The sequence below is a fragment of the Bacteroidales bacterium genome (assembly GCA_035647615.1).
Taxonomy (GTDB): domain Bacteria; phylum Bacteroidota; class Bacteroidia; order Bacteroidales; family 4484-276; genus SABY01.
Genome location: DASRND010000003.1, coordinates 195,580 through 222,317, shown reverse-complemented (window position 1 = coordinate 222,317; position 26,738 = coordinate 195,580). Strand labels below are relative to the sequence as shown.

Sequence of the window (26,738 nt, the reverse complement as noted above, 5' to 3'; positions counted from 1 at the left end):
GAGTAGGAATTCTGCTATTATTTCGTTCGTCATTTCTCTTTAGAAAATCTTTATCGTTACCCGCTCGGCCGAAAATGTTTAATTTCGCCCACAAAATAGAAAAGGCACAAAATCGATATCTGATGAAACAATACAAAAAACTCAACATCCTGATAGGTTGGGGTGTCTGGTTGATCGCGACGGTGGTTTACTTGCTCACAGTAGAGCCTACCGCCAGTTGGTGGGACTGTGGAGAATACATTGCAACAGCATACAAATTGCAGGTAGGCCATCCGCCGGGAGCGCCTTTTTTCCAGCTGATAGGACGTATCTTCTCCTTGTTTGCCTTTGGCGACGTGAGCAAAGTGGCGCTTTCAATCAACATTATGTCGGCGCTTTCGAGTAGCTTCACCATCTTGTTTTTGTTCTGGACCATCACCATCCTGGCACGCAAAGCTGCGCTGCTGGGTGGCGAAATGAACACCGGCCGCATGATCGCCATCTTTGGCAGCGGCATCGTAGGCGCTCTGGCTTACACGTTCAGCGATTCGTTTTGGTTCTCCTCAGAAGAAGGCGAGGTGTACGCCATGTCGTCGTTCTTTACCGCCTTCGTGTTCTGGGCTATCCTCAAGTGGGACGAAGTGGCCGATGAACAACACTCGGCGCGCTGGCTTGTACTTATCGCCTACATGGTAGGACTTTCGGTGGGTGTGCACATGCTCAACCTGCTGGCCATTCCAGCCATCACTTTTGTGATTTACTTCCGTAAATACAAACCCACCGCCAAGGGCATGTTTTTAGCCGGCGGCATCTCGATAGCCATTCTGGCTTTTATCATGTTTGGCATCATCCCGGAAATTGCATCGTTGTTTGCCCACTCAGAACTTATTTTTGTAAATACTCTGGGGCTTCCTTTCAACAGCGGTACCATCTTCCTGGCGTTTTTGCTGATTGCGCTCATTGTTTTTGCCATCAAAGCTACCAACAGCGTTAACCCACGCGACGCAAAAATTGCCATCGGACTTGCCGGTTTACTCTTTCTGTTGATAATGCTCGAAAGCCGGGGCACAGGTAGTTTCTTCCTGCGACTTCTTGTGGGCGGAGGTGCGGCCTTGCTGATCTATTTTTTCCGCAAACAAAAATCGCTGCTCAACACAGCCGTGCTCTCCATCACTTTTATCCTCATTGGCTATTCTACTTTTTTAATTATTGTAATACGCGCCAACACCAATACGCCCATCAACGAAAATGCACCCAAAGATGCGGTTGGTCTGCTGTCATACCTCAACCGGGAGCAATATGGCACGTGGCCATTAGTCCACGGGCCTTATTATAACTCGCCGGTGACAGGTTCGGAAGATGGTACGCCGGTGTACATCCGCAGCGACAAAGACAAAAAATATGTGGTTGCCGATGACCGCAAAGGCGTCATTCCTGTTTACGATCCTGAGTTTACTACTGTTTTTCCGCGAATGTGGAGCAACTCCAAAGAGACGCACATACGCGAATACAAAAACTGGGGAAAAATAAAAGGTGTCCCCATCCCCCACACCAACCGAGAAGGCAAAGTGGAAACCATTGTGAAACCTACCTTTAGCGAAAACCTGACCTATTTTTTCAGCTACCAAATGGGCTTTATGTATTTCCGCTATTTTATGTGGAACTACTCCGGCCGGCAAAACGATATTCAGGGACATGGCAGCATCGAAAACGGCAACTGGATTACCGGTATCGAAGCTTTGGATGCAAAAAAACTGGGCAACCAGAACAATCTGCCAGCCACCCGCCAAAACCGCGCTAACAACAAGCTATTCATGCTGCCTCTGCTGCTGGGACTGGCCGGGCTATTTTTCCAGCTCAACCGCGACTACCGCAATACCATCGTAGTAGGGCTGTTGTTTTTGATGACAGGAGCAGCCATTGTGGTGTACCTCAACCAATATCCGTATCAGCCACGTGAGCGCGACTACGCCTACGCCGGCTCCGCCTACGCTTTTGCCATGTGGATAGGACTGGGCGTACTGGCCATTTATAACCTTTTGCGCAAAGTGATAAATCCAAAACTGTCGGCAATTATCGCAACAGTGCTATCGCTGGTGCTGGTGCCCGGCCTCATGGCTTCTGAAGGGTGGGACGATCACGACCGCTCCGGGAAATATGCAGCCCGCGATTTTGCAATCAATTATCTGGAATCGTGCGAACCCAACGCCATTCTGTTTACCAACGGCGACAACGACACTTTCCCGCTTTGGTACGTACAGGAAGTAGAAGGAATCCGCACCGACGTGCGCGTAGTGAATTTTATGCTGGCTTCCGGCGAGTGGTACATCCACCAGATGATGCGCAAAATTTATGACTCCGAAAAACTGCCTTTTACACTTAAAGCAGAGGATTACGAAAAAGGTACCAATAATTACGTGCCGGTACTCGAAAGACTGCAAGGCCCGGTGGAGCTAAAACAGGTCATCAATTTTATCGCCAGTTCAAACGCTGATTCAAAAGTATCTCTTGGCGACGGCTCCTCGTTTAATTTTGCACCCACACGAAATCTGAAGCTCACCACCGACTCGGCTTATCTTGTGAGTAATAAACTGATTCCGGAAGACATGTACGACCGTATTGAGCCGGTGGTCAGCTGGAAGATAAAGGGGCAAAGCTATTTGTATAAAAATGATTTGATGCTGCTCGACCTCATCGCCTCAAACAACTGGAAGCGACCCATTTATTTTACCAGTCCGGCCGCTATCGAAAATGTGCTGAATGTAGATGAATATTGCCACCTCGAAGGCATAGTTTATCGGTTTTTACCCGTAAAAGCCGACCACATGTACAGAGGTCTGGGCGGAATCAACACCGACGAATGTTACGACTTGCTGGTGAACAAGGCGAAATGGGGTAACCTGAACGACCCGAAAGTATATCTAGACCCCGAAAGCCGCCGCAACTCCATCATGCCGATGCAAAATTATTTGCGGCTGTCGCAGGCACTCATCGCGGAAAATATGCCCGATTCTGCCGTGGTAGTGCTCGACACTATGCAGAAGTTCTTCCCCGACAACAAGTTTCATTACGACCTGTACACGCTGTCGTTGGTGCAAAACTATTACGAAGCTGGTGCCATGGAAAAAGGCAATGCTTCCGCCGATATTTTTATAAATAATTACGCCGGAGATCTGGAGTATTATGCTTCTTTAAAACCTAAGTTTAAGCAATATTACCAGCAGGAAACTGAACAGGCTGTCATGGTACTGCAGCGTATGTCGATGCTGGCCAGAGAGTTCAAGCAATCCGAACAGGCTACAAAAACCGATGCAATTCTAAACGAGCTGTTGGAGAAGTTTTAGCCCTCTGCAGTCGCACAAATAAAAAATGCCGGCAAACAGATATCTGTTGCCGGCATTTTTTTTATAAATCGATTTTAAAAAAAAGGTTTTTAGAATGAGGAGGGAAATGGTTACTGAAGAGTGCGTTTTTATTTTCCGCACTATTTGCGGTAAAAACACATCTTAATCACCGCATGATTCGCTCAACAATCCATCCACTTCGTCTTTTAGCCGGGGTAAATGCTTGATTACAATACTCCAAACCAAATCATCAGAAACTTTGTCGTAGCCATGAATTATTCGGTTTCGGGTTCCGATAATTTTTTCGGCATTGTTAAGTATAAATTTCGGGTCTTTTTTTAGAATCCTATTAACGGCCTCTCCAATGATTTCCAAATTCCGCTCAATAGCCCTCTTAGTCTTAATGTCCGTTTTATATTCTTCATAAATCCTTGGCTTGTTTTCATAATAGCTTTCAATCTCTTCGATGGATTGCAAAGTATCATAAAGCCATGTTTTTATCTCTTTATCCATAGATCAATTGTTTTGAAGCATTTATCGATTCAAGAAGATATGGATTTTTAACGGCTTTCCCTTCAAGCAAGTCTACCTCCCTCCTGAGTACATTTTCCAACGATTTTTTAAAATCAAAATAATTATCCGCATAATCGTACAAATCTACCCCTGCAAAATCAACCAGAAAGTCGACATCACTTGCATCATCAAAACGATCACTCAATACTGAACCAAATACAAATAGCTGAGCCACTCTATGCTCATTGCATAAAGCCCTGATTCTATCAATATTTTTGTCGATAATCTTCATAACACAAAAGTATGATCTTTTTTATCAATCATCATTCCTTTTGATTGCGTGGTTTCAACAGGCTCAGCCACCGCAAACATCTTAGGCATTTTATTAATTCGAAAATCCCTTGGTTTCGCCTTTTAATCAGGGTAAATGATTGATTACAATACTCCAAGTCAAATCATCGGAAATTTTGTCGCAGCCATGAATTATTCGGCTTCGGGTTCCGATGATTATTTAAGCACTTTTAATTATAAACTTCGTTTCCATTTTAAGAATTCTTCTAGCCGCCTCTCAAAAGATTTCCAAATTTTTCCTAATATCCGTCTTAATGTCAGTTTTATATTCTTGAAGAATCTTTGGATTATTTTCATAATAGCTGTCAATGTCGCCATTATCGGGTTTATCAGCACAATTACCAATCCAACGGCAATAAAGGGCAGACTGAGCCATTGGCCCATGTTGAGCGTCATGGTGGTTTCGAAATCTACCTGGGGTTCTTTTACAAATTCGATGAGGAAGCGCGCCGTAAAAAGCAAAATCAAGAATATCCCAAAAATGAATCCTGGCCTGGGTTTGCCATCGTTACGCCAGTATATCCAATAGAGGAATCCGAAGATGGCCAGATAGCTGAGCGCTTCGTAGATTTGTGCGGGATGACGCGGCGCGGCATCGTAGCTCGTAAAGATAAAAGCCCAGGGCACGTCGGTGATGTTTCCTATTATTTCGGAGTTCATCAGGTTGCCCAAACGAATAAAAGCACCGCCCAGCGCTACTACAATCACGATGCGATCCATAACCCAGAAATAGGTCTTTTTGGTTTTGCGTGTAAAGAGCCACAACCCCACCAGGATACCAATGGCGGCACCATGTGAAGCCAGTCCGCCGTTCCAGATTTTTAGAACTTCGATAGGATTGGCCAGGTAATAATCTGCTTCGTAAAAGATAATGTGCCCCAGCCGCGCGCCTATCACCGTGGCGATAAGCATATACATCGAAAGCTTGTCGAGCATGCTCACCGGCAGTTTTTCATGTTTAAAAATTCGCAGCATCACCAGATAGCCAAAGCCGAAAGCTGCTGCAAACAAAACTCCGTACCATCGCACATGGATTCCGGTTCCGGGAAATATTTCAGGATTCACGCTCCAGACAATGTATTGTAACAGCATTTCTTTTTGTTTTTTAAAAGTTTTGGCAAAGATAATTTATCCCGACTTATCGAGCCTGTCCTAATGTGATCTTTAAATACTCATAACATCTGGCTGGTGCCAAAAAATCTATATTTTTAGGCTTTCAATTTTTAAAAATGTTAGCATATCAAATTGGAATAACGCTGCTACCCGGTGTCGGTGATGTGATTGGCAAAAAGCTCATCGCCTACTGCGGTGGTGCCGAAGCAGTTTTTAAAGAAAGTCGGGAAGCGCTAAAAAAAATCCCCGGCATCGGCAGCAAATTGATCGATTCCATCTTTTCGCATAACGTGCTGGACCGCGCTAAAGAAGAAATTGAATTTATCGAAAAGAATAATATTCAGCCACTTTTTTATCTCGATAAGCAATACCCGGCGCGACTAAAAAACTGTGAGGACAGCCCCATCATGCTTTATCAAAAAGGCCACACCGACCTCAATACCGCCAAAGTGGTAAGCATCGTGGGCACGCGCAAGGCTACGGAGTATGGCAAAGAAATTTGTAACAAAATTGTAGAAGGTCTGGCTGGCTACAATGTGCTTGTGTTAAGCGGGCTGGCTTATGGCATCGACACATGTGCGCACAAAGCTGCGCTGGATCATGGTCTTCACACCGCTGCGGTGCTGGGCCATGGGCTCGACAGGATTTATCCTTATCTCAACAAACCTTTGTCAGAAAAGATTTGTGATCACGGGGCACTCCTCGCCGAATTTATGAGCCAGACCCTTCCCGACCGGGAGAACTTCCCCAAACGCAACCGCATCATCGCCGGTATGTCCGACGCCGTGGTAGTGGTAGAAGCTGCCCTCTCGGGCGGAGCACTGATTACTGCTGAGATTGCCAATAGCTATAACCGCGACGTCTTTAGCGTGCCGGGGCGCCTTGGCGATGTTTTTTCGGAAGGGTGCAATAAGTTGATCAAAATAAACAAAGCTGCTTTGTTGCAATCGGCCGAGGATATTGCTTACATCATGGGGTGGCAACGCAAGGAAAATATGCAGACAGGCATACAGCGGCAACTTTTTGTAGAGCTTACCCCGCTCGAAGAAAGCATTGTAAATATGCTGCGCAACGCCGACACGCTGGGGCTTGACGAGATGAGTCTGGCTTTGTCGCTACCCGTAAACAAAGTAAGCAGCACGCTGCTCACGCTCGAATTTCAGGGTTTGGTGCGCGCACTGCCCGGCAGCCTTTACCGCCTCAACCGGTAACGTGCCTAAAGCCGACCGCTGAGGATGCTGCGAATCTTTTCGGGGGTAACCTTTTTTTGCTCTCCCAGTGCTGTAAAGCCATTATCCTTGAGGTTTTCGATAATCCTGTCGATGGTATCTTCGCCCAGGTCATAGTCAGAAAGCCTTGTGGGCACTTGCAGTGAATTAAAAAATTCTTCGGTGCGCCGGATACCCTCTTCTATCTGTTCCTGCTCACTTCCCGCCCGGATATCCCACACACGCTGTGCAAACTGCAGCAGCTTGCCTTTCTTTTCTTCTTTCATCACTTTCATCATCCCCGGCCAAATCACCGCCAGAGTGCGCGCGTGATCGATATTGTGCAGCACCGTAAGTTCGTGCCCGATGCTGTGCGTAGCCCAATCAGTTACCACGCCGGTGGCCAGCAGCCCATTGAGTGCCATGCTCGCCGCCCATACAATATTGGCAGCAGCCTTCATATCTCCTGATTCTTTGACATATTCCGGACCCTCATCGATAAGCACTTTCAGAATTCCTTCGGCCATGCGATCCTGCACCGCGGCACCCTGCGGATAGGTGAGGTATTGTTCGGTGACATGGATGAAAGCATCCGTTACGCCGTTGCCGCGCTGCCGTGCGGAGAGTGTTCGAGTAAAAGTGGGATCGAGTACAGAAAAACGTGGGAATGTATGCGGCGGTGCGCCAAAAGAAAGTTTCTTCCCAATTTCCTTACGCGACACCACAGCAAAGGCATTCATCTCGCTGCCGGTGGCCGGCAAAGTAAGGACAGCTCCGAATGGCAAAGCTTTTTTTATTTTGGCACCTTTGGCCGGCATATCCCAGGGATCGCCTTCAAAAGGCACGGCGGCAGCAATAAACTTGGTGCCGTCGATCACAGAGCCACCGCCAACAGCCAGCAGAAAATCAACTTGCTTATCGCGACAAAGCTCCACCGCTTTCATCAGCGTGCTGTATTGTGGATTGGCTTCTATGCCGCCAAATTCGAGAACCTCATAATTTTTTAAAGCTTTTTTTACCTGGTCGTAAGCACCATTTTTTTTAATCGATCCTCCACCGTAAGTCATCAGCACGACAGCGTCTGATGGGATTTCCTGGACGATTCGGCGGATGGTGTTTTCACCAAAAATAATCTTTGTGGGGTTGTAATACGTGAAACTATTCATGATTTTATTTTTAGAAAATAGGTGTTTTTATTTCTTGAGATGCAAAACTTATTTTTGCTTTGTGAGCAGATAACAAGCCAGGGCAAAAAGTGTTCGGGGGGATGCCGGAGACTAGATGACCTCACCTAGAGGATATTCAGCCGGTTTGCATCGAGCTTTATGAAGATAAAGAGAAGGATAGTGAAAGCCCACAGCGAGGAGCCGCCGTAACTAAAGAAGGGCAATGGGATGCCAATTACCGGGAAGAGTCCCAGCGTCATGGCGATATTGACGGCGAAATGGAAAAACAGAATGGACGCTACACCATAGCCATAGACGCGGCCAAAGGCGGAGCGTTGTCGTTCGGAGTGCAGAATGATGCGCACGATGAGCAATACAAATAGCGCCACCACCAACGTGCTGCCGATAAATCCCCACTCTTCGCCCACAGTGCAAAAAATGAAATCGGTGCTTTGTTCTGGTACGAAATTATACTTGGTTTGGGTACCATTCAGAAACCCTTTTCCTGCAAAGCCTCCCGATCCTATTGCGATAAGCGACTGGTTGACGTTGTAGCCGGCACCTTTGGTATCGGTTTCTTTACCAAGCAACACATTGATACGTGTGCGATGATGCGGCTCAAGGATATTATCGAAAGCATAATCCACCGAAAACACAAATCCGGAAGCCAGCACCAGAAATGTTATCAGGATAGCAACGCTTCGCAAAGTTCGTCGCATCAAAATCAGAAAAAGCACTGATAACAACACCAGACCGGCTATGATTATCCACTGTTCGATGAGCAGCGCCATCAAAAATAAAAAGATGACGATTAATGCGATGATAAGCACCTGACCGGTCATCCCTTCGCGATAAAAAACAAAGATGAAAGCAGCGTACACCAACGCCGAGCCTGTATCGTTTTGCAGTAGGATAAGTCCTGCCGGAATGGCCAGAATAAGGAATGCTTTAAAAACAGAGCTGAATTTACGAAAGTCGATGTTGGAGCCACCCAGATAATTGGCTACCGCCAAGCAGGTTGCAAATTTGGCAAACTCGGCCGGCTGGAGCGAAAAGCTGCCGATCTGAAACCACGACTTGCTGCCCGCGATTTCTTTACCAAATAGCAGCACGCCCACCAGCATAGCTATTGTTGCCAAATAAATGACCATCGAAAAGGTAGAGAAAAACTTTGCATCGGTGAGCAGTATGACCAATGCCAGCAACAACGAGCTTCCGATAAAGATCATCTGCTTGCCATAACGCTGCGACAGATCGATAATAGAATTATGCTCCTCTTCGTAAATGGCTGCATAAATGTTGAGCCATCCCAGCAAAACCATCACAAGATAGAGCAGAACCATCCACCAGTCGATATTGCTGAATATGTTGTTGCGTGAACTCACTTTTTAGTAATAATATTTAAAGTCGATTCATTCATATCAAAAGCTCCAAAAGCCAAATCCCAAACACCGTAGCTTTTTGGCTGTAAATTTGATTTTTGAAACTTGTAATTTATTTGAAGCTTGTTTCCTTGTCATTTGGAATTTATTAATAAAGTGCCTCCGCTTTATAAAATAGAGTCACGGCTTAGTCTATTAAATTGGTTTCGAGCATTTTCTTTTCAAACCAGGGCGGCTTAAAATCGCCCAAAAGATATTTCATCATCATCAGGGTAGCAATAGGTGCAGCAAAGGTAGAGCCATAGCCGGCGTTTTCGACCACCACTGCGATGGCAATTTTGGGATTATCGATGGGCGCAAAGGCAATAAAAATGCTGTGATTTTCGCCGTGAGGATTTTGAACCGTTCCTGTTTTCCCACCCATACTAATACTGTCGTGGGCGTAGTAACGCGCTGTACCATGGCTACCAGCAAACACACGCCGCATCCCTTCGACCACAGGCTCGAAATGCCGCGGCTCAACCATCGTGTTATGACGGGTAAATTCGATTGGGGTGCGCACGCGATTTTTTACGATAACTTTCCCAATGTGTGGGTCGTAATAAAACCCACGATTTGCGACAAGCGCCGCGAAATTGGCTAGCTGCAACGGCGTTACCAGCAGCTCGCCCTGCCCGATAGAAAGCGAACGGATGGTCATGCTGCGCCACACATTTTTGCCAAAATACTTGTCGTAATATTCAGGTTCGGGCACGTTGCCACTGCGTTCGACAAGCAGGTCGGTATTGAAAGTTTTCCCCAGATTAAAACTCAGCAAATACTGCCGCCACTTTTCGTAAGCTCTGCGGGTGGAACCGCCATACGCCGGATTGTCGATGATGGCTTTGAAAACACTCCAGTAATATGGATTACAAGATTGCTCGATAGATTCGATCAACTGCAATGGCGAGGCGTGGTTGTGACTGCATCTGATAGGTAATGCGCCAACGCCAGCACACGGAAAAGCCGTGGAAGGATTGATAACACCTTCCTGCTGGCCCACCAGTGCATCCACCAATTTGAATGTGCTTCCGGGGGAATACATGGCCAGCAAGGCTCTGTTGAAAAGTGGCACCAGCGAATCGGTGGAGAGCATATTATAATTTTTGCTGCGCACCCTTCCGATGAGCAAATTGGGATCGTAGGATGGGCTGGAGATCAGCGCCAGGATTTCGCCAGTGGCAGGTTCGATGGCTACGATGCTCCCCTTTTTGTTGGCCATGAGTAGCTCGCCATAAGCCTGAAGGTTCGCATCGATGGTAATGAAAAGGTCGTTGCCGGCAATGGAGGTGGAGTCGTAGTGACCTTCCATATAGCGACCTTTCACGCGGTTGAAAACATCTACCATCGAGATGCGCATACCTTTTTTACCACGCAAAGTGTTTTCGTAAGATTTCTCGATGCCACTTTTGCCGATGTAATCGGCAGATTTATAATAAGGATTGGCTTCGATTTCTGCCGGGCTTACTTCGCCAATGTAGCCCAACGTATGTGCAGCCGAGGGTTGTGGATATTTACGCAAAGTACGCGACTGAACAAAAAAGCCCGGATATTTATACAGACGCTCCTCGATAAAACCATATTGCTCCTTGCTCACCTGCTCTACAAAAATGCTTGGCTTGTGCATGGAGTAGCTGCGTGCTTTCTGCAAACGCTTGCGGAACTCCTGGCACGAAATATCCAGCAGGCTACAAAACTCAGTTGTGTCGGGATTTTTTACAAGCCGCGGCACCACCATCAGGTCGTAGGCAGCTTCGTTGTAAACCAGCAATTCGCCATTGCGGTCCAAAACCAACCCACGCGCAGGATATTGCACCTCGTAACGCAACACATTGTTGTTGGCTGAGAGCACATACTTTTCATTGATGATCTGGACGTAAAATAGCCGTATAACGAAAATCAGACCCGCTGCAATAACAATTGCAGAAACTACAAATTTTCGGTTTTCAAATATCTTCTTCTGGACCATTCTAATGTCAAACTATTAAAAAAAAACAGGACACTGCAAAAGTACTCAACCAAGCTGGTTAAGATTTATTATAAAACTAAAACTTTCAACATTTCATAACGAAATCCCAAAAGCCAAAGCCAAAGATGCTTTAGTTTTTGAGATTTTAATATTGAGTTTTATTTGTGATTTGAAATTTTGTTCCGAAAACCCCCAACTTAATGAATAGCCCCTTTCTGCGGGTTTCGCACCACGATAAGTGGCGTGTGAACTGTGTCGCTGTGATGGCCTGCGCGATCGACCATATGCACCCTGAATTGTATTGTATCGTAAGCTGCTGTGGAGCGCGGATCGTAAAGTGGCTTGATGGTATCTTCGATCTCGCCTTTGACCCATCCGCTGTAATCTTTGGGGGTGAGTGGCCCGAAACGGTTGTTGAAGTTGATCGTGTCAAATTTTCCCGTCACATTGTTGTAAACAGTTCCCGGAACGAGCACGCCCTTCTTCATTTTGTAATAAGCCACAAAAAAATTGTAGGAAGTAGTGTCGAATTGTGAAATACCCAGGTCGCCATCTCCGTCGGTATAGTTGATACGCAGGATGCCCAGCGTGTCAAAACCGGAAGGATGCACTAATTTGGTAAAACCAGCATATTCGATGTGCGGGATGATCGGGTAAGTTTCCTTTTTCATACAGGAACCCATCAGCAAAACCATTGCGATAAGTAACAATAGTATTTTTACAGGCGTTTTCAATTGTTAATAGTTAATCGTAATTCGTAAATCCAAATGAAACCTCTATTCCTTCAGCAAGTTTTCGAGATCGAAGATGATGATAGCTTCAACGAGCTGGCGTTAAAAATATTTCGCTATCAATACGATGGCAACGACATTTACCGCTCCTTTGTGGATCATCTCAAAGTAAATGTCGGTCGGATAAATCGCATGGAGCAGATTCCATTTTTACCTATCGAATTTTTTAAAACACACCGCATCGTCACCGGCAGCTACGCTCCCGCCGGACATTTCGAAAGCAGCGGTACCACACAAATTACCACAAGCCGGCATTATTTTCCTGATTTGGCAATGTATGAAAAATCTTTCCTGCACGGCTTTGAGCGGTTTTATGAACCTATCGACAACTTTAACATCCTGGCGCTTTTGCCATCTTATCTTCAGCAAAAGCATTCGTCGTTGGTTTACATGGTCAACAAACTCATCGAAAAAACCGGAAAGAAGGAAAGTGGTTTTTATCTGGATAATTACGCGGCTTTGGCCGAAAAGCTCGACGCTTTGCACAACGCCGGACAGCCGGTGATGCTGATAGGTGTAACGTATGCATTGCTCGATTTGATCGAAAATTACGACGTTAAACACACCAAACCCATCGTGGTGGAAACCGGTGGCATGAAAGGACGGCGCCCCGAAATGGTTCGGGAGGAGCTGCACCGCCAGCTTACTGAAGGTTTCGGCGTAAACAGCATTCATTCAGAATATGGCATGACCGAACTCTTTTCGCAGGCCTGGTCGGCAGGCAGCGGCCTTTTCGATACGCCACCGTGGATGAAAATAATAATACGAGAAGTGAACGACCCCCTATCGTTGGCCGCCACAGGAAAAACCGGAGGCATCAACGTCATCGACCTGGCTAATCAGCATTCGTGCTGTTTTATCGCTACACGCGATCTGGGAAAAATACACAGAGATAGCACCTTCGAAGTGCTTGGCCGCTTCGACCACGCCGACGTAAGAGGCTGTAATCTATTGGTCAATTGATTTTTACAATCCCGCCTGATTGATTAGTTTTATTAATTTTGCCGTTCAAAAATACGCGCTTAAATTATTATGGCAGACAAAGATAAGCCCCGAATAAGGGGCGAAAGAAAAAGACCAGGTGATTTCTCAAAATTTATAAAAAAGAAAACTACTCCGGCCAAACCAGGAAAACCAGGGCGTCCTTCCAAATTCGCAAAATCAGATCGTCCGTCCAAATCGGCAAAAACAGCCCGTCTTATCAGCGATCGCTTTCGTGATGAAGAACAAGGAAAAAAGGCTCCCCGTGGCAAAGCTCCCGCCGAGAGAGGACGCCGACGCCCACGAAAAGTTAGCGAATATGTTAAAGATGGCGGTACCATCCGTCTGAATAAATTCATTGCCAATGCCGGCGTTTGCTCGCGCCGCGAAGCCGACAACCTCATTGTGAGCGGTTCCGTTCATGTAAACGGAGTGGTGGTGAGTGAACTTGGCTCGAAAGTAAAACCTACCGACAAAGTACAAATTGGCGGCGAAACGCTTGCTTCCGAAAGGCACCGCTATGTGCTGCTCAACAAACCCAAAGGTTACATCACCACCACCGACGATCCCGCCGACCGCCGCACCGTGATGATGCTGGTGGAAAACGCCTGCAAGGAACGTATTTATCCGGTCGGGCGGCTCGACCGCAACACACTGGGACTATTACTTTTTACCAACGATGGCGATCTGGCCAAAAAGCTTACACATCCTGCGAGCAACGTGCGTAAGATTTATCACGTGCAAACCGACCAACACGTGCGCCCCGCCGACCTGGACTCCATCGCCGCCGGCATCCAGCTCGACGACGGATTGATAAAACCCGACGCTGTGGCATATGTGGGCGACGGCAAAGACAAAAGAGAAATTGGCCTTGAGCTGCATTCCGGCAAGAACCGCATCGTGCGGCGCATCTTCGAATCGCTGGGTTATAATGTAATTAAGCTCGACCGTGTATTTTTTGCCGGCCTTACCAAGAAAGACCTACCCCGCGGACGTTATCGTCATCTTACCAACGAGGAAATTAATTTCCTTCGCATGGTTTAATTTTACCGCAGCGGCTTTATAAAAATATCCATCAAAGAAAAAACCCCGTCATGTGGCGGGGTTTTTCTTTTTTTATTAAAAATAAATTCCTTTACGGCATCATCAGTATTTTCCGGATGATGGTGCTTTCAGCGGTGCGGATGCGCATGAAATAGATGCCCGGAGCTGCTTCCTTCGGCTGCCAGCTAATTTGTTGTTTTCCGGTATCTAAAACGCCATCAAAAACCACCTCCAGAAGTGTTCCGTTGGGAGCCAGTACTTCGATGTTGCAACGGGTAGCAAAAGCTGTTGCGAAAGCAACCGTAACCTCTCCGGACGAAGGATTGGGATAAACCTGCGCTTGTATTTCCAGCTCCGGCTGGCTGATGCCGACGGTAACATCAAAAATCAGCGGCTCCGACTCTTCCGACTCATTTTGCGCTTGATCCACAGTGGTTACCGTGAAGGTTGCATAATCGTTGTTGTCGGTAACATATACCAGTTGCGAACCGATGGTTTCTGCCACCAGCTCGGAGTTGCCATCGCGATGGATGAATACATTAAAATGATCGAAGTCGTTCATTTCGGGATAATCCCAGGAGAGCAAAACGGTGATCGGCGCCTCAGCGCGATCCCACCAGATGAAACCATTTTGTGGCGGCTCAGGCATCAGATCTTCAGCACCGAAAGTGATGGTGCCATAACCGACAGGATCAAAAACTTGCAAATTTTCGGCAGGCCAATATCCGTCTTTTTCGATTGGATCGTCAAGCACAAATAAAAATAGCCCGCTTTGGTTGTCTTCGTTGGGACTAATCTTCCAGTCGGCATCATCGCCAATCGGAATCATAAATTCATACACCACCACACCCGTAGCAATTGATACTTCAATCTGTGGATTTTCGAGCAGCACCACGTCTCCTACCCCACCAGTATTGTAAATAGGGCGATAGCGTATCTCGTTTCCGGCAGCATAATAAACAGCCCAATAGTTTCCCTCGGAGTTGTCGCCGGGAGCAGGATAAACGCCGTCATTGTTATCGTCGATATACAAAGCCACCTCATCGTGATCTTCGAGCACCGTATCGTTGGTGTTGATACAGGCTACGTAAAGTTCAGTCATGGCTTCGTTCATTTTGTAATACATCGTCACGCTTCCCACCGGATTGGGCGTGTTGTCGTTGATGCCCAGGAAATCGGAGGCATCCATTACAAAAGCGTCGTCCCATTCGCCTTCCGATATCGTTCCGTCAATCACCGGAGTGGAACCTACATAAACAGAGATATTATCAATTACAAAACCTGTTGCTGTGAAACCTTCGGCCACCTCAGAATAAGGCGACTGAACATCACCTGAGAATTTGGCCGTAACGGCATAATAATACGTGGTGAGTGGAAGCGCTTCTGTGTCGGAAAACTCCAGTGCGGTGTTACCAACAGTAGCAATGGGTTCTTCGGGAAATTGCGCCAACTCAATGGTTTTGCGATAAATATTAAAACCCTCAATATTTGAAGGATTATCATAATCCCACCAAAGATCAACAGAAAGTGCGGCACCCTGTGTAGCCATCAAATGATAAGGGGCATCGCCGGTAGCTTCGAGCGTAAAATCGAGATTGGCTTGTCCGCCTTCGGTGATAACGACATTTTCGACCGTTACCGGATAAAATCCAACTTTGGAAGCACGTACGGTGTAAGTACCGGCAGGGATAAATCTGATGAGATATTCACCATTTTCGCTGTAGTTATAATAATCGTCGATTCCTTCGATTTCAATTTTAGCCAAATCCTCATTAATTGAGCCGGCAAGAGCGCCGCCGCCTGGATTGGTGTTGAGGTTATAAAGCAATCCGCCGCTACCCATCTGACCCGCATGGACTGCTTTGCCCGTCGCGCTGCACATCATGCCATCGCCCGACATATCCACGTCGAAGAAGGAACCAGGCGTGGTAAGCGTGAAGATGGGCTCATTGGATTCTCTACGGAAGATATAAGCATCGGGTTTGGATTGGTCAAGGGGACCGTAACCGGCAGCAGCCAGCATAGCGCCGTCGTCGGAAAGGCTAACAGCCGCAATCTCGTCACCGCAATTGCCATACACCCAGCGAGGCACCGGCGAATAGGTATCGAAGAGATAAATCTCACCATCAGAACCTCCCGACAAAAACACCAGGGTGCCAATGGCTGCCGTGGTGCCGTCAGCCGAAACGGCCATACCTACAACCCATGCCGAGCTTCCACCGCCACCTACTTTAAAATACCATTGCTCTTCATAGGTATTAAGCTCTTCGTTGTATTTGTACAAATAGGCATAGCCACTGTAGTCGCCGTTGAGCAGGATGTTACCATCATAACTAAAAGCAGGCGGGTTTTGATTTTTATATCCAGCATCAAAAATCACTTCTCCAGTTTCTGTATCAATGACCCATAGCTTATTGGCACCGGAATACTGACATACTGCCAATCTGGAACGGTCGCCGGAAGCAGCGGCAATGGTAGCTGAACTAATAAAACCTGTTTGCCACAATGGAGTGGTGTTGCCAACCTCATAAGCTGAAGCCAGACATTTGGCGTCACCTTCGTTTTCCAGCACATAAAGCATAGCTCCATCTTCGCTCAGGAAGGTTGCCACAGCTTGTCCAGGTATTGTCAGCTCCCACACCAGCGCTTGTGTAGCGGTATTGTAAATGTACACGGAGTTGTCGAAAGCAACATTGACAAACATACCATCGGAGGTCATGTCGATAGGATATTCCCATTCGGTGGGAACAGGCATTTCCCATAAGGGTACATTGGAATCATCCCACAGCGAAACACGTTCGTTGTTGAGCCACCACGAATTGAAGGTGAACCCCTGCTCATCGTCTACCACAACGCGCGACCCGATGCCTGCCGGATCAGTAAACTGCCAGTTGATTCCCGGCGCCATTGAAGGATCGCCCATAAGTTTTCCGTCGGGCATTCCGGGAGGAACCGTGGTAGTGGTGGTTTCGATACTTCGACCCGTTTGCGGATCGTTGATTGTCTTTTGAAGCCAATAATTTTGCGCCACAACAAAGGGCACAAATCCCATCAGCAAAACCATGAAAATTAAGTACTTTTTGTTCATTTTAGTTAGTTTTTGATTAATAAACCGTGATTTGTTTGTAGTTGTGTTTGTATAGTATAAAAATAAAGTCCTGAACCAAAAGTTCGTGTGTCAATCACAAATGCGCCTGATGCATCAACAACTGTGGTTGCGTAAACCGTGCGGCCAAAAGCATCGCTTATGGTTACAGAACAACTTCCAACTACATCATCAGGCACCTGCAAAGTTAGCATATTACCGAATGGGTTGGGAAACCATTGTACTTTTATTTTGGCATCCGACCTCAAACCTGTAAGTTCTGTTAGCGGTTGCAGATAAAAATCGTGGTTGACATTCGACCCTTCTTCCACAATAATATTCTCAGCGGCCGTGGTAAGATAGCCATCAGCTTCACAGGTAAGATCGTAAACAGCTTCCGTGAGCATCATGCTGTAATGAGCGCCAAACGGAGTAGCAATGGTAATGGTTTCATCGTCGGCATTAACGGCAGTAATGGTAGCTTCGGTAATAGCAATGTTGGTAGCTGCATCCCGCACAAAGCCCTGAATTTTTCCCATTGTGCCAACGATGCCGAGCGCGCCGTCGGGATGGATGTTCTGTGCATAAATGTCGGTATTTCCGCCACGGCTTTCTTCCCACACAGCCACCCATTGGTTGTTGTGCATGGTCGAAAGTACCGCGTGTGATTTGCCACTTTGTACCGTGCACATATCTATAAAATGATCATTCCACACATACGAGCCATCGCTGTGAAGCATCACCGCCTGCACTTTTTCGTCGAGGGAATTTCCAAAAACGGCAGCGCCGTAAACGCAGATCGCTTTGTCCTGATAGCTGGAAGCCATTGGCAAGGAGTAGTCGTTGTCAGACAGCGGCAAAAGCATCTTTCCTTCGTCAGTCCATTGGCGGATGCCCTGCAGATCGAATTTTTGGGCATACAGGCCACGCTGGTTTTGGTTGAGATCCTGTTCAATGAAATAGAAAATCACTTCCTGCGTCTGTGGCAAAAAAGCCGGAGAGGGATACATGTGCAGTCTGTCCATGGAAGTGGAAACATAGTTGTCGACGGGCATGGTGAGCGTGCCGGCAGCCGTGATATGCTGCACCCAGCAGTTGAAATGCGTCCCTTGGTCGTTGCCGTATTTGGTAAAAACAATGCCGCCGGCGTCATCCGGACAAAAATCGAGTGTGATTACGGCGCCGGATCCTATCGGTGGGAAAACTTCCACATCATCGGGCCACATAAAAGAGCCGTCGGTGTTGAGCTTTTGTGCATAGAGTCCACGGTTGGCCGCCCAGAAGGGACCTGTTTCTTTGTGCCAGATCAGGAATACATGGTCGCCATCGGCAGGATGCAAAAACGGAAAAGTATAGGAAATTCCGGTGGCTGTCAGCGTGATGCCATCGCCCCAGAGCAAATCGCCCGCTGGCGAAACTTTTTGCATCATCACCACATTGGTGGCGCCCTGACTTGGCCAGGCAAATACAATATTACCGGCTTCGGTGGCGCACACTTGCGGGTTTACGTCGAATGCATCGCTGTCAGAAAGCATCAGGCCGTCGTCGCCCCACATCATTTCGCCCGCCGGCGACACACGGTAAGCCACCACGTTGTTGTTGGTATTACGAACATCCTGAAATACTACCACGGCATAGCCCGCCTGATCGGCAGTAAGCGAATAGTCGGTGAGCCACGTCATCTGTGGCTGGTCGCTAACGAGCAATCCGCCCGAGGCCCACAATTGATTTCCGTTGGCATCAAGTAGTTGTAAGCGCACGTTGTAATTACCGTCTTCCGACGAAAACCAGGAAACATACATGCTGCCGTCGGGGCACACAGCCGCCTTGGGCAATGCCTGCTCGCCGGCAGTAGTGCTCAAGCGAAGGTTTTCAGCGGGATTAGAAGAATATTGAGCCCAGAGGAGCGGGGCTGCAAAAAGGAAAAGAACGAAAATGGATAAATACTTTTTCATATAGCATTGGTGTTAATGAATGATTAAAAAACGAGAGGTGAAATTACAAACAATTTATTACATGATGGCCTCGTTGTTATTTTTTACAATACGCAGAACAACACCTAAAATAGTTTATGATGTATTATAGTTCCCGTGGCGAAATGAAAGTATTGGTAGTGTCCAAATAAAAAACAGAAAATCATGAGCAGCATGTTTTCAGTAGCTTATGATTTATTGGACAAGTCGGGTGAAGTGTTTTCCGGGTATTTTGTGGATGAGTTAATTATTAATATTTTGAATAGTCAACCCAAAAATTTCAAAATCATGAAAAAGTATTTTATCTTACCTTTGCTTCTTTTAACGATTAGCTTCCAGGTTAACCTCTGTGCCCAAAGTTTCGAGCCTCTGTGGAATGTGTCCTTTACTCAAAAAGGGGATCGCAGTGAGACAGAAATTCTTCACACCGATTTTTACAATAATGTTTTTGTAAATGTCAATTATCAGGATTCCATTTTCTTGCCCGACACCTTATTTGCGCACCCTTCCGCCGGAAATATTGCGCACAATGCAGCCATTGCCAAATTCGACCCCGATGGGAATTGTTTGTTTGCGCTTGACCTGTTTACAGATTCGGCCAGTTTCTATTGGATTGATCCGGCAATGACAACCGATCGCGACAATAATATCTATCTCGCCTGTCCATTCGCTAACTGGATGAGCATTCAGGATAGTGTAATTCGGGATGAAGAAACCGGGCCGCTCGTATTTCACAGGCGGGATCTCGCAATAATCAAACTTTCTTCTGATTTAAATATTGAATACATCAAACTCATTTCCGGTAATACCGATGACTTGTGCGCCGGAATGTATGTAGGCAACGACGGATATCTTTATCTAAACACCACCCATACATCGTGGGCTTACGAAACCGATACCGTGCGATATTTTGGACAGGATTCGGTAATCTCTTCCAATACGGTTTTATCGTCCATTCTCAAAATGGACAAAACCACGGGAGACCTCATTTGGAGGGAATCATTTTACGGCGATTCTTACACAAATAATCAAAAGAATGATTCGGTAGCAATGGATAGCGATAGATACCTTAATGTGGATAAGAGAAATTTTATTTCGGTAGATGGCGACAGGTTTGTAGTGTATGGAAGAACCAGAACAAATCTCATTATTTCAAATGACACCATTATGCATCCCGATCCCGGACAAGGATTTGTTAAAGACCGTTCATTCGTACTTACATTCGATTCAGCCGGTTACACGCATACAGGGAAAATATTCGAATGGAAAATGATAATGAGAGATTTAGTTATCGATGAAAAGGGTCAATTCTATTTCTCAGCAGCTGTGAGAGATACCATGATTATTGGTAATGATACGCTTTTCTATGACGAAAATAACCCACAGACTATCCTGACTATGTTTAACGAAAATTGGGAGTCGTTGTGGTACATTCCTTTTTATGGATATGTGTATTTCTCTCTGGACGCTTACGAGGATACCTTGTACTTCGCATGTGGGATGCAAGGTACTGTCACAATTTTCGATACTACCATGGTGTATGCTTATCCCCGCACAGCGTTTGGACAGATTTCGCCTCAAGGAGAGATTAGCAATTTTTATATTCCCTATAGTTCAAGGTCTCTGCAGCCTGAAAATTTCATGTTGGATAATTGTAAACAAATCCTGTTTTCGGCAAATTTCGAGGGTACATTAAAACTTGAAAACGACACCCTTCATTCCTATATGGGATGGATAGCGGACGGCTTGCTGCTGAAAATGCAACGGCATCCACCCGCGCAGTTTAGCTTTGGCCCGGATGAAACCGTTTGCGACAGCACAATTTTGAATGGGCCGGAAGGATATGCATATTACTATTGGAATAACGAGCTATCCGATAAAAGCTGGTATAGCGTTACGGAGCCTGGCACCTATACACTTTCGGCTGCTGACGATTACGGATGCTGGCAATACGATACCATAACCATCGACATCCAGCCGGGATTTACAATCGACCTGGGAGCCGACACGGCCATTGCACTTCACGATACGCTTACCCTGACGCTGCCGGATATTTATGAACACTACCTCTGGTCAACCGGCGACACATCCAATGCGATCCGGATTATCGGTGGGGAATTGGGACCTGGCGAATGGAACATCTGGGTGCAGGTGAATCATGGTGTTTGTTCGCACAGCGACTCTGTTCAGGTTACGGTGGTGAGTAGCGTATTTGAGCTAGAAAATTTGGATGTTAAAGCATTTCCCAATCCAGTGCGTGATAAATTGTACATCGAAAGTAAATCCGGCTTGCAAACCGTGGAACTCATAAACCTTACCGGTGAGGTGGTATATCGCTCGATCCTGCATTCTCCTTTTGAAAACCATCACTGCATAGAAATGGGTTCATTGAAAAAAGGTATTTATCTTTTAAAAATTAACAGCGGAGAAACCGTTGCCATTGGAAGAATAATCAAAATGTGAGATGAGCGAACAATAATCAATAATCCTGCTGCGACATCCAAAGTTTCGATGCGTTTCGACACCAACAAATTACCCGTATTCGGTGAAGTGCTGAATTTGATAGAAATGGGTGTAATTCCCGGCGCCGCTTTCCGCAACAAGGAATTTGCCGGCAGCCATTGCCACTTCAATGCTTCCATCGATTACAACCACGAAATGTTGTTTTTCGATGCACAAACTTCCGGCGGCCTGTTGATGTGCGTGGCACCGGAAAAGGTGGATGTTGCGCCAGAAGCATTACATCAGGAAGGTTATCCTCATGCTGCCATGATTGGAGAAGTGATTAATAAAGAAGAAGATACGCTACTGATGGAGTGAGTTTCAAAGGACATCCAAATTGACAGAAGGAGTATTTTAGAACAAATGTGTTTTTCTGAAAGTGTGGTAACAGTTGGTAGCTATGCCTAGCCTTTCTATTCTCCGTCTTGTAGTTTGCTTAATTCTGTATCCAAAAAGTGTTCTACTGAATTTCTGTTTTTTAAAGTCGGATCGGATTTCAATCGGTCAGAAAGAGTTTTCAAGGTTTGTTTTACTCTTACAGCTGGTTTAGAATGATATTCTTTGATTTTTTCTTGAACTGCCTGTGAAACTTCTTTAGGCATATGATAGCTAAGATTTACGCCCAACATTGTAGGGAAAATTTCATTGTATGCATTATTGACTTCTTCTGTTGTAGGTTTTAAGGCTATATAGTTGTAAATGAAATCGGGTCTTATGTAACAACTAACAGGATATTTGTCTGGACCAAAACATTTAATAACAGCTTTGTATGTTGATGTATCTTTGGAAAGCCACCAAGTTTTATAACCAAAGATTCCACTATCACAAGATTCGCCATTTCGATTGCGCAAGTAATATATTGCCAAAATCATTTCTGCATCATTTTCGGCTTTAATATCATAGTCTTTCTTATAACTCAACTCTTCAGTCAACTTGGCTTTTTCGTCTTCATTTACTTTTATGTCCCACATTTCATTTGAAATAAAAGTTATTCCAAAAATCTCTTTTAAATAAACGATTAATTCATCCTTAGCAGTTTTGAGTTGCGAATCCACAAAAGTGTCAATGAATTTATCAAAATCTTTTATCTGCCCTTTTTTCTTCGCATAGAAATAAGCCCTGATTAAAATTTCGTTAATAAAAAGCAGTTCAAACTCGTCATTAAGGTAGAAGTCTTCCATACGGTAAAACATATTATAATAAATGCTACTTACCATTCTTAAATGGGAAACTAGTTCACTCAATAATGTTTCATTTATAAACATTGAAATACCGGCTTTTTTTGCCCCCATTAGTAGATTCCAATGTCTCCTGTTACCTTCATCTAGGTAGTATTCTGAAAGAGCTGGGATAATAATAGAGTTATCAACGAATACTTTTAAATGAGATGCAAGCGTTTGAAAATATGTTGAAAGTTTTGGTTCCCATTGAAGTAGGAACATCATCAAATAAGTATTAGATAGGCTCTTCAAGAATCTTCTCTGTTCGGATGTGCCGTTATATACAATGTCTCTTATAGCAAGGTGAAGTGCGGTTTTAACTTTTTCTTTATTAGAAAGAATAACGCTGCTTTCATCTACTGCTAGTCCAATAACATCATTTAAATTCTGTTCAATTACTGAATGGCTATCACCCTTCAGAACAAAGTTTGAAAATTCAAGACCCTGTCTTAGAAATATCTTATTAAAAACCTTGGTAATAAGGGCTTCTACGTCTTTGACTTGAACTTCAACATCTGAAAAATATTTTTTAATCGTCTCTTGCGTCTGAGTGTAAAAGACGTTGAATAAGACTTCATCTTTTAGATTTCTTTCACCTATTTCTAATCTTGTTTCATATGGCAAACAATAACCCTTTTCTTTAGTATGGAATTTTATTTTTCTTGGTTTTACAGTTAAAGCAATCAGTCTTTCTGAGATTTTACTGTCTATGAGTTGTGGGTCAAACTTTAAATATTTCTTAATTGATTCCTTAATCTGCACTTCTGATTTTAAGTTATGCTTGTCGGGGTCTGTCCCTTCTAAAGCGTATAATATTAAAGTTTCAGCGAGTAAGTCATCTAGTTTTAAATCATCTCTATTGCTATCAAATTGTTGACCTAAAAAAACAAACAAACGAGAATCAGAATCTAAATCAGCAACTGTTTGGTGTTTTCCGGGTTTGAAGTACTCATGAAGATAAGTGTCAACAAAAATTTGATAGGCCTTGATAGTTTGTTCACTTTGGTTGCTGTGAGCAGAAAACCAACGAATGTCATAAATAGTTAGTGGGATTTTTATCTTGTCAAAGATTTCATCTATTAAACTCTCAGCGTTGTTTATTTTTCTGTTAGTTACATAAACAATTCTATCAAACTCAATTTCATTTTTTTGAAGCTTTTTGATTGTGTTGTAAATTTTACTTGTGTGATCCAATTCGGTTGATAATTGAAATATGTGTTTTTGGCTATCACCCCTTGAAAATATGTGCTGAAATCCGTCAACGCCTTTATCCTTAGCCCTACCAACAGGTATAAATGAATAACCTAATACTGCCGATAGAAAATCATTACCGAAAATCTCAAAGATATTCCCGTCATCAATTTTACTGATTGCATATTCGAATGCTATTTTATCTACTTGCATCTCTATTTATTTTTTGGTTTCTTAAGGTGAGGCATAACGTTTGTGTATAGTGAGTATTCCGTTTATTTCTGTTTTAGCCGGTAAAAAACTTCCGCTTACACGTCTAAGTTTCGATCATAACAGAATTCCTCATTTGTTCCATAGATTAATCTCATTACAAAATTAATAAAGCCTTCAGAAAACAAGCTTTTCATTTCACTGAATTTCGTTGACTGTTGAGAGCTGTTAACGTGAACCATATCTTTCGAGTATCATTTTAAGTAATTTATCCGACACTCTAAATCCATTTTTAACCAGCAAATGAATCAAGTCTAATGGATTTGATATCAAGCCTCGCTTATTTGCAAGCAGTATGATACCAATGGTTCCAATTATGTCAATCTGTAATGCTTCTGCAATCTTTCTACCTTTTATTTCGTCAATTATCAAGGTTGAATTTTCTATCTCAAGAGCTAAAGCAATAGAACTGGCTTCTCCACGATCAAGGCGTTTCTCCAACTCAATTTGTTTACTTCTATTCTTAACATCAGTTATTAAAATCCAATCAGGCAGCGGCTCTCCATATTCCTCGTCAACACTTTTTGTAATAATAATCTCATGAAATAAATCCTTTAAAAGATCAAGTTCACCAATCTTTGCCAATGCAATTAAACAGCTTGTATCTGAAATAATAATTCTACTCATCAACAATCTTTTCTAAATCCTCAATGGTTTCTCCAAATACTGATACGCCGTATTGACCAATTGTTTCGATAAATTCTCTTTTTGAAATGCCAGCAACTTTAGCGGCCTGCCCTGATGATAAAATACCTTTTTCAAAAAGAAAAGCAGCAAGGTGCATCTTGAATTTATTCTCATCAACTGTTTCTGGTATTTGTAGTGTTAACGTTTTCATATCAATCTCCTTTAATTAACTGTTTAGGATTAACGGTTTTTTCAACAGTATAGTTCTTAAAAAATCATCATAAAAGATTCATAACCAAATTGCCTGCTTCTACCGCAACTGCCGCAGATAAAGCTGGATGGTGTTTTCCAATCCCAGATAAAGCGCATCGGAAATAAGGGCATGGCCAATGGAAACTTCGAGCAGGCCGGGCACGCTGTGGGCAAAGTAACGCAGATTGTCGAGGCTCAGATCGTGGCCGGCATTCAATCCCAGGCTATTTGCAGCAGCTACCCTTGCCGCTTCAACAAAAGGTCGCACGGCAGCTTCGGCGTTTTTGGGAAAGTCGGTGGCATATTGCTCGGTGTATAACTCCACACGATCGGCACCGGTTTTCTTCGCATTTTCGATTATGCTTGGATCCGTTTCGACAAATAACGAAGTGCGAATCCCGTTGCGTTTAAATTCGGCAACAACCTCCGTAAGAAAGCTTTGGTTTTTAATGGTGTCCCAGCCGGCGTTGCTGGTAATGGCATCCGGCGGATCGGGCACCAGCGTTACCTGCGCCGGAGCAGCTTCCAGCACAAGATCGATAAAGACCCGTGATGGATAGCCTTCGATATTGAACTCGGTGGTGAGCAACGGCTTCAGATCGCGGACATCCTGGTAACGGATGTGCCGCTCGTCGGGGCGTGGGTGCACCGTGATGCCCTGCGCGCCAAATCGTTCACAGTCGATGGCCGCTTTGATGACATCGGGAATGTTGCCACCACGGGCATTGCGCAAAGTAGCGATTTTGTTGATGTTGACGCTTAGCTTTATCATAATTAGAAATATTTTAGGCAAAAATACAAAAAGAAGGGTGTAGAATCACATTCTGACAAATCAATCCAATTCGTCAATCGTTACCTTCGGACGCACGTTGGATTATCCTCCTCCTGCTCTTTGCGCCCTGCGCCCCGCGCCATGCGTTGTCAATCCAGCTTCGCTTCGATAGGATTTCGCAGGTTGGAATATTTTATCAATTCTATTTTCACACTACCCACAATTACCGCTGATTTGATGAGTACGGGGAGTTTGTTTTCGTCGTCGGTAATCCAAAGGGTCATCGGGTATGGATTGCCGAATACCTCGCCGGTGACCACCATAGGCTTAAAGGCAAGGCATCGAAACTTTCCCAGCTCCGTCTCCACAATCTGGCGTCCCTGAAACTGAATGACGGATACGTACGCCGAGTCGTCGAGGAAAAAATTAACAGAGATGTTGTCGCCTTCCTTTAAAGTATCGGCACTAAGGGTGCGTGCATAATATGATGCCGAAACGATGTCCTGAATGTAACGGCTGATTTTCTTGGTGGTATCGCGGCTGGTAGCTTTCAGGTTTTTGTGATCAAAAATCACATCATCTTCTTTCCTATAGTTGCCTTCGAGTGTGCGACGGATAAAGAGATGCGGGAAAATCCCCTGCTTGTCCACATAAGATTCAAACCGGTCACGAACCTTAAAAAAAAAGTCGAAAGCACGGTTGGATTTTCCAAGGCCAACAATATGGTATACATCGCGGCCATAGAAACTACGGTTGCTGTTTTTTACCTCCAGGGTAGCGGTGCCGGCATTTACCTTTCCGGTAAGCAACGATTCGTAGTAGACTTTGTATTTTAATTTCTCCCCCGATTGCCAGGCGTTATTTTCGATTTCGCGGTATGGGTATCCCTGAGCCGAAGCTACCGCGACACTCAAAATTGAGAAGAGGATAAGGGCAATTTTTCCAATATTTTTCATAATTGATATC

19 protein-coding genes and 1 pseudogene are annotated in these 26,738 nt (G+C 44.9%); 6 read left to right on the top strand and 14 right to left on the bottom strand.

Annotation, left to right across the window (positions count from 1 at the left end):
• Positions 1 to 122: 122 nt before the first annotated feature.
• Positions 123 to 3,323: a DUF2723 domain-containing protein gene (locus tag VFC92_01465; protein HZK06844.1), complete on the top strand. Its 3,201-nt coding sequence runs from the start codon at positions 123 to 125 to the stop codon at positions 3,321 to 3,323.
• A gap of 162 nt (positions 3,324 to 3,485) precedes the next feature.
• On the opposite strand, the gene VFC92_01460 is transcribed toward VFC92_01465, so the two are convergent.
• The 3 genes from VFC92_01460 to lgt form a co-directional block, all read right to left on the bottom strand.
• The gene (locus VFC92_01460) at positions 3,486 to 3,836 is read right to left on the bottom strand and encodes a HepT-like ribonuclease domain-containing protein (protein HZK06843.1); all 351 of its coding nucleotides are present in this window, start codon (positions 3,834 to 3,836) and stop codon (positions 3,486 to 3,488) included.
• Positions 3,829 to 4,128: a nucleotidyltransferase domain-containing protein gene (locus VFC92_01455; protein ID HZK06842.1), complete on the bottom strand. Its 300-nt coding sequence runs from the start codon at positions 4,126 to 4,128 to the stop codon at positions 3,829 to 3,831. The genes VFC92_01460 and VFC92_01455 overlap by 8 nt, the downstream gene beginning before the upstream one ends.
• Before the next feature lie 233 nt (positions 4,129 to 4,361).
• Positions 4,362 to 5,279, bottom strand: coding sequence for a prolipoprotein diacylglyceryl transferase (lgt, locus tag VFC92_01450; protein ID HZK06841.1), 918 nt, complete (start codon positions 5,277 to 5,279; stop codon positions 4,362 to 4,364).
• A 137-nt stretch (positions 5,280 to 5,416) separates the two neighbouring features.
• Here lgt and dprA point away from each other — a divergent pair, with 137 nt between their 5' ends.
• The gene (gene dprA, locus VFC92_01445) at positions 5,417 to 6,511 is read left to right on the top strand and encodes a DNA-processing protein DprA (GenBank protein HZK06840.1); all 1,095 of its coding nucleotides are present in this window, start codon (positions 5,417 to 5,419) and stop codon (positions 6,509 to 6,511) included.
• A 5-nt stretch (positions 6,512 to 6,516) separates the two neighbouring features.
• Here the strand turns inward: dprA and VFC92_01440 are convergent, their stop codons facing one another.
• The 4 genes from VFC92_01440 to VFC92_01425 form a co-directional block, all read right to left on the bottom strand.
• Positions 6,517 to 7,674, bottom strand: a complete 1,158-nt coding sequence (locus VFC92_01440) for an iron-containing alcohol dehydrogenase (protein HZK06839.1) — start codon at positions 7,672 to 7,674, stop codon at positions 6,517 to 6,519.
• 125 nt (positions 7,675 to 7,799) lie between these two features.
• A complete protein-coding gene (gene rodA / locus VFC92_01435; GenBank protein HZK06838.1) occupies positions 7,800 to 9,059 on the bottom strand; it encodes a rod shape-determining protein RodA in 1,260 nt (419 codons plus the stop codon).
• 184 nt (positions 9,060 to 9,243) lie between these two features.
• Positions 9,244 to 11,064, bottom strand: a complete 1,821-nt coding sequence (gene mrdA, locus VFC92_01430; protein ID HZK06837.1) for a penicillin-binding protein 2 — start codon at positions 11,062 to 11,064, stop codon at positions 9,244 to 9,246.
• A gap of 197 nt (positions 11,065 to 11,261) precedes the next feature.
• Positions 11,262 to 11,798, bottom strand: a complete 537-nt coding sequence (locus VFC92_01425; GenBank protein HZK06836.1) for a hypothetical protein — start codon at positions 11,796 to 11,798, stop codon at positions 11,262 to 11,264.
• A 33-nt stretch (positions 11,799 to 11,831) separates the two neighbouring features.
• Between VFC92_01425 and VFC92_01420 the strand changes: the two genes are divergently transcribed.
• Complete coding sequence (locus tag VFC92_01420; GenBank protein HZK06835.1) at positions 11,832 to 12,818, top strand: acyltransferase; 987 nt, start codon at positions 11,832 to 11,834, stop codon at positions 12,816 to 12,818.
• 357 nt (positions 12,819 to 13,175) lie between these two features.
• Positions 13,176 to 13,880 (top strand): annotated as a pseudogene (locus tag VFC92_01415) (pseudouridine synthase).
• Between the two features lie 91 nt (positions 13,881 to 13,971).
• On the opposite strand, the gene VFC92_01410 reads toward VFC92_01415, so the two are convergent.
• Together VFC92_01410 and VFC92_01405 are read right to left on the bottom strand one after the other, a co-directional pair.
• On the bottom strand, positions 13,972 to 16,968 hold the full coding sequence (locus tag VFC92_01410) for a carboxypeptidase regulatory-like domain-containing protein (GenBank protein ID HZK06834.1): 2,997 nt from the start codon (positions 16,966 to 16,968) through the stop codon (positions 13,972 to 13,974).
• A gap of 5 nt (positions 16,969 to 16,973) precedes the next feature.
• Positions 16,974 to 18,920: a carboxypeptidase regulatory-like domain-containing protein gene (locus VFC92_01405; protein ID HZK06833.1), complete on the bottom strand. Its 1,947-nt coding sequence runs from the start codon at positions 18,918 to 18,920 to the stop codon at positions 16,974 to 16,976.
• A gap of 183 nt (positions 18,921 to 19,103) precedes the next feature.
• Here VFC92_01405 and VFC92_01400 point away from each other — a divergent pair, with 183 nt between their 5' ends.
• Positions 19,104 to 21,401: a T9SS type A sorting domain-containing protein gene (locus VFC92_01400; protein ID HZK06832.1), complete on the top strand. Its 2,298-nt coding sequence runs from the start codon at positions 19,104 to 19,106 to the stop codon at positions 21,399 to 21,401.
• Positions 21,402 to 21,413: 12 nt separating this feature from the next.
• Entirely contained in the window at positions 21,414 to 21,758 is a 345-nt protein-coding gene (locus VFC92_01395; GenBank protein ID HZK06831.1) for an AIR synthase-related protein, read from the top strand.
• Positions 21,759 to 21,853: 95 nt separating this feature from the next.
• On the opposite strand, the gene VFC92_01390 is transcribed toward VFC92_01395, so the two are convergent.
• The 5 genes from VFC92_01390 to VFC92_01370 all read right to left on the bottom strand — a co-directional run bounded on the left by VFC92_01390 (position 21,854) and on the right by VFC92_01370 (position 26,728).
• Entirely contained in the window at positions 21,854 to 24,064 is a 2,211-nt protein-coding gene (locus VFC92_01390; protein HZK06830.1) for a hypothetical protein, read from the bottom strand.
• Positions 24,065 to 24,289: 225 nt separating this feature from the next.
• Positions 24,290 to 24,748 carry a DUF3368 domain-containing protein gene (locus tag VFC92_01385; GenBank protein HZK06829.1) on the bottom strand — a complete coding sequence of 153 codons (459 nt, stop codon included), beginning with the start codon at positions 24,746 to 24,748 and terminating at the stop codon, positions 24,290 to 24,292.
• Positions 24,741 to 24,959, bottom strand: coding sequence for a UPF0175 family protein (locus tag VFC92_01380; GenBank protein HZK06828.1), 219 nt, complete (start codon positions 24,957 to 24,959; stop codon positions 24,741 to 24,743). The genes VFC92_01385 and VFC92_01380 overlap by 8 nt, the downstream gene beginning before the upstream one ends.
• A 99-nt stretch (positions 24,960 to 25,058) precedes the next feature.
• Positions 25,059 to 25,772 (bottom strand): pyridoxine 5'-phosphate synthase, encoded by a 714-nt coding sequence (locus tag VFC92_01375; GenBank protein ID HZK06827.1) that lies wholly within the window; start codon positions 25,770 to 25,772, stop codon positions 25,059 to 25,061.
• 149 nt (positions 25,773 to 25,921) lie between these two features.
• Positions 25,922 to 26,728, bottom strand: a complete 807-nt coding sequence (locus VFC92_01370; protein ID HZK06826.1) for a DUF3108 domain-containing protein — start codon at positions 26,726 to 26,728, stop codon at positions 25,922 to 25,924.
• Positions 26,729 to 26,738 lie beyond the last annotated feature (10 nt).

Coding starts and splice junctions, on each gene's coding strand:
- VFC92_01410 (HZK06834.1), bottom strand. CDS start 16,968: ATGAACAAAAAGTACTTAATTTTCATGGTTTTGCTGATGGGATTTGTG.
- VFC92_01420 (HZK06835.1), top strand. CDS start 11,832: ATGAAACCTCTATTCCTTCAGCAAGTTTTCGAGATCGAAGATGATGAT.
- dprA (HZK06840.1), top strand. CDS start 5,417: ATGTTAGCATATCAAATTGGAATAACGCTGCTACCCGGTGTCGGTGAT.
- VFC92_01390 (HZK06830.1), bottom strand. CDS start 24,064: ATGCAAGTAGATAAAATAGCATTCGAATATGCAATCAGTAAAATTGAT.
- VFC92_01460 (HZK06843.1), bottom strand. CDS start 3,836: ATGGATAAAGAGATAAAAACATGGCTTTATGATACTTTGCAATCCATC.
- VFC92_01375 (HZK06827.1), bottom strand. CDS start 25,772: ATGATAAAGCTAAGCGTCAACATCAACAAAATCGCTACTTTGCGCAAT.
- VFC92_01385 (HZK06829.1), bottom strand. CDS start 24,748: ATGAGTAGAATTATTATTTCAGATACAAGCTGTTTAATTGCATTGGCA.
- VFC92_01465 (HZK06844.1), top strand. CDS start 123: ATGAAACAATACAAAAAACTCAACATCCTGATAGGTTGGGGTGTCTGG.
- VFC92_01440 (HZK06839.1), bottom strand. CDS start 7,674: ATGAATAGTTTCACGTATTACAACCCCACAAAGATTATTTTTGGTGAA.
- mrdA (HZK06837.1), bottom strand. CDS start 11,064: ATGGTCCAGAAGAAGATATTTGAAAACCGAAAATTTGTAGTTTCTGCA.
- lgt (HZK06841.1), bottom strand. CDS start 5,279: ATGCTGTTACAATACATTGTCTGGAGCGTGAATCCTGAAATATTTCCC.
- VFC92_01380 (HZK06828.1), bottom strand. CDS start 24,959: ATGAAAACGTTAACACTACAAATACCAGAAACAGTTGATGAGAATAAA.
- VFC92_01405 (HZK06833.1), bottom strand. CDS start 18,920: ATGAAAAAGTATTTATCCATTTTCGTTCTTTTCCTTTTTGCAGCCCCG.
- VFC92_01370 (HZK06826.1), bottom strand. CDS start 26,728: ATGAAAAATATTGGAAAAATTGCCCTTATCCTCTTCTCAATTTTGAGT.
- VFC92_01400 (HZK06832.1), top strand. CDS start 19,104: ATGAGCAGCATGTTTTCAGTAGCTTATGATTTATTGGACAAGTCGGGT.
- VFC92_01455 (HZK06842.1), bottom strand. CDS start 4,128: ATGAAGATTATCGACAAAAATATTGATAGAATCAGGGCTTTATGCAAT.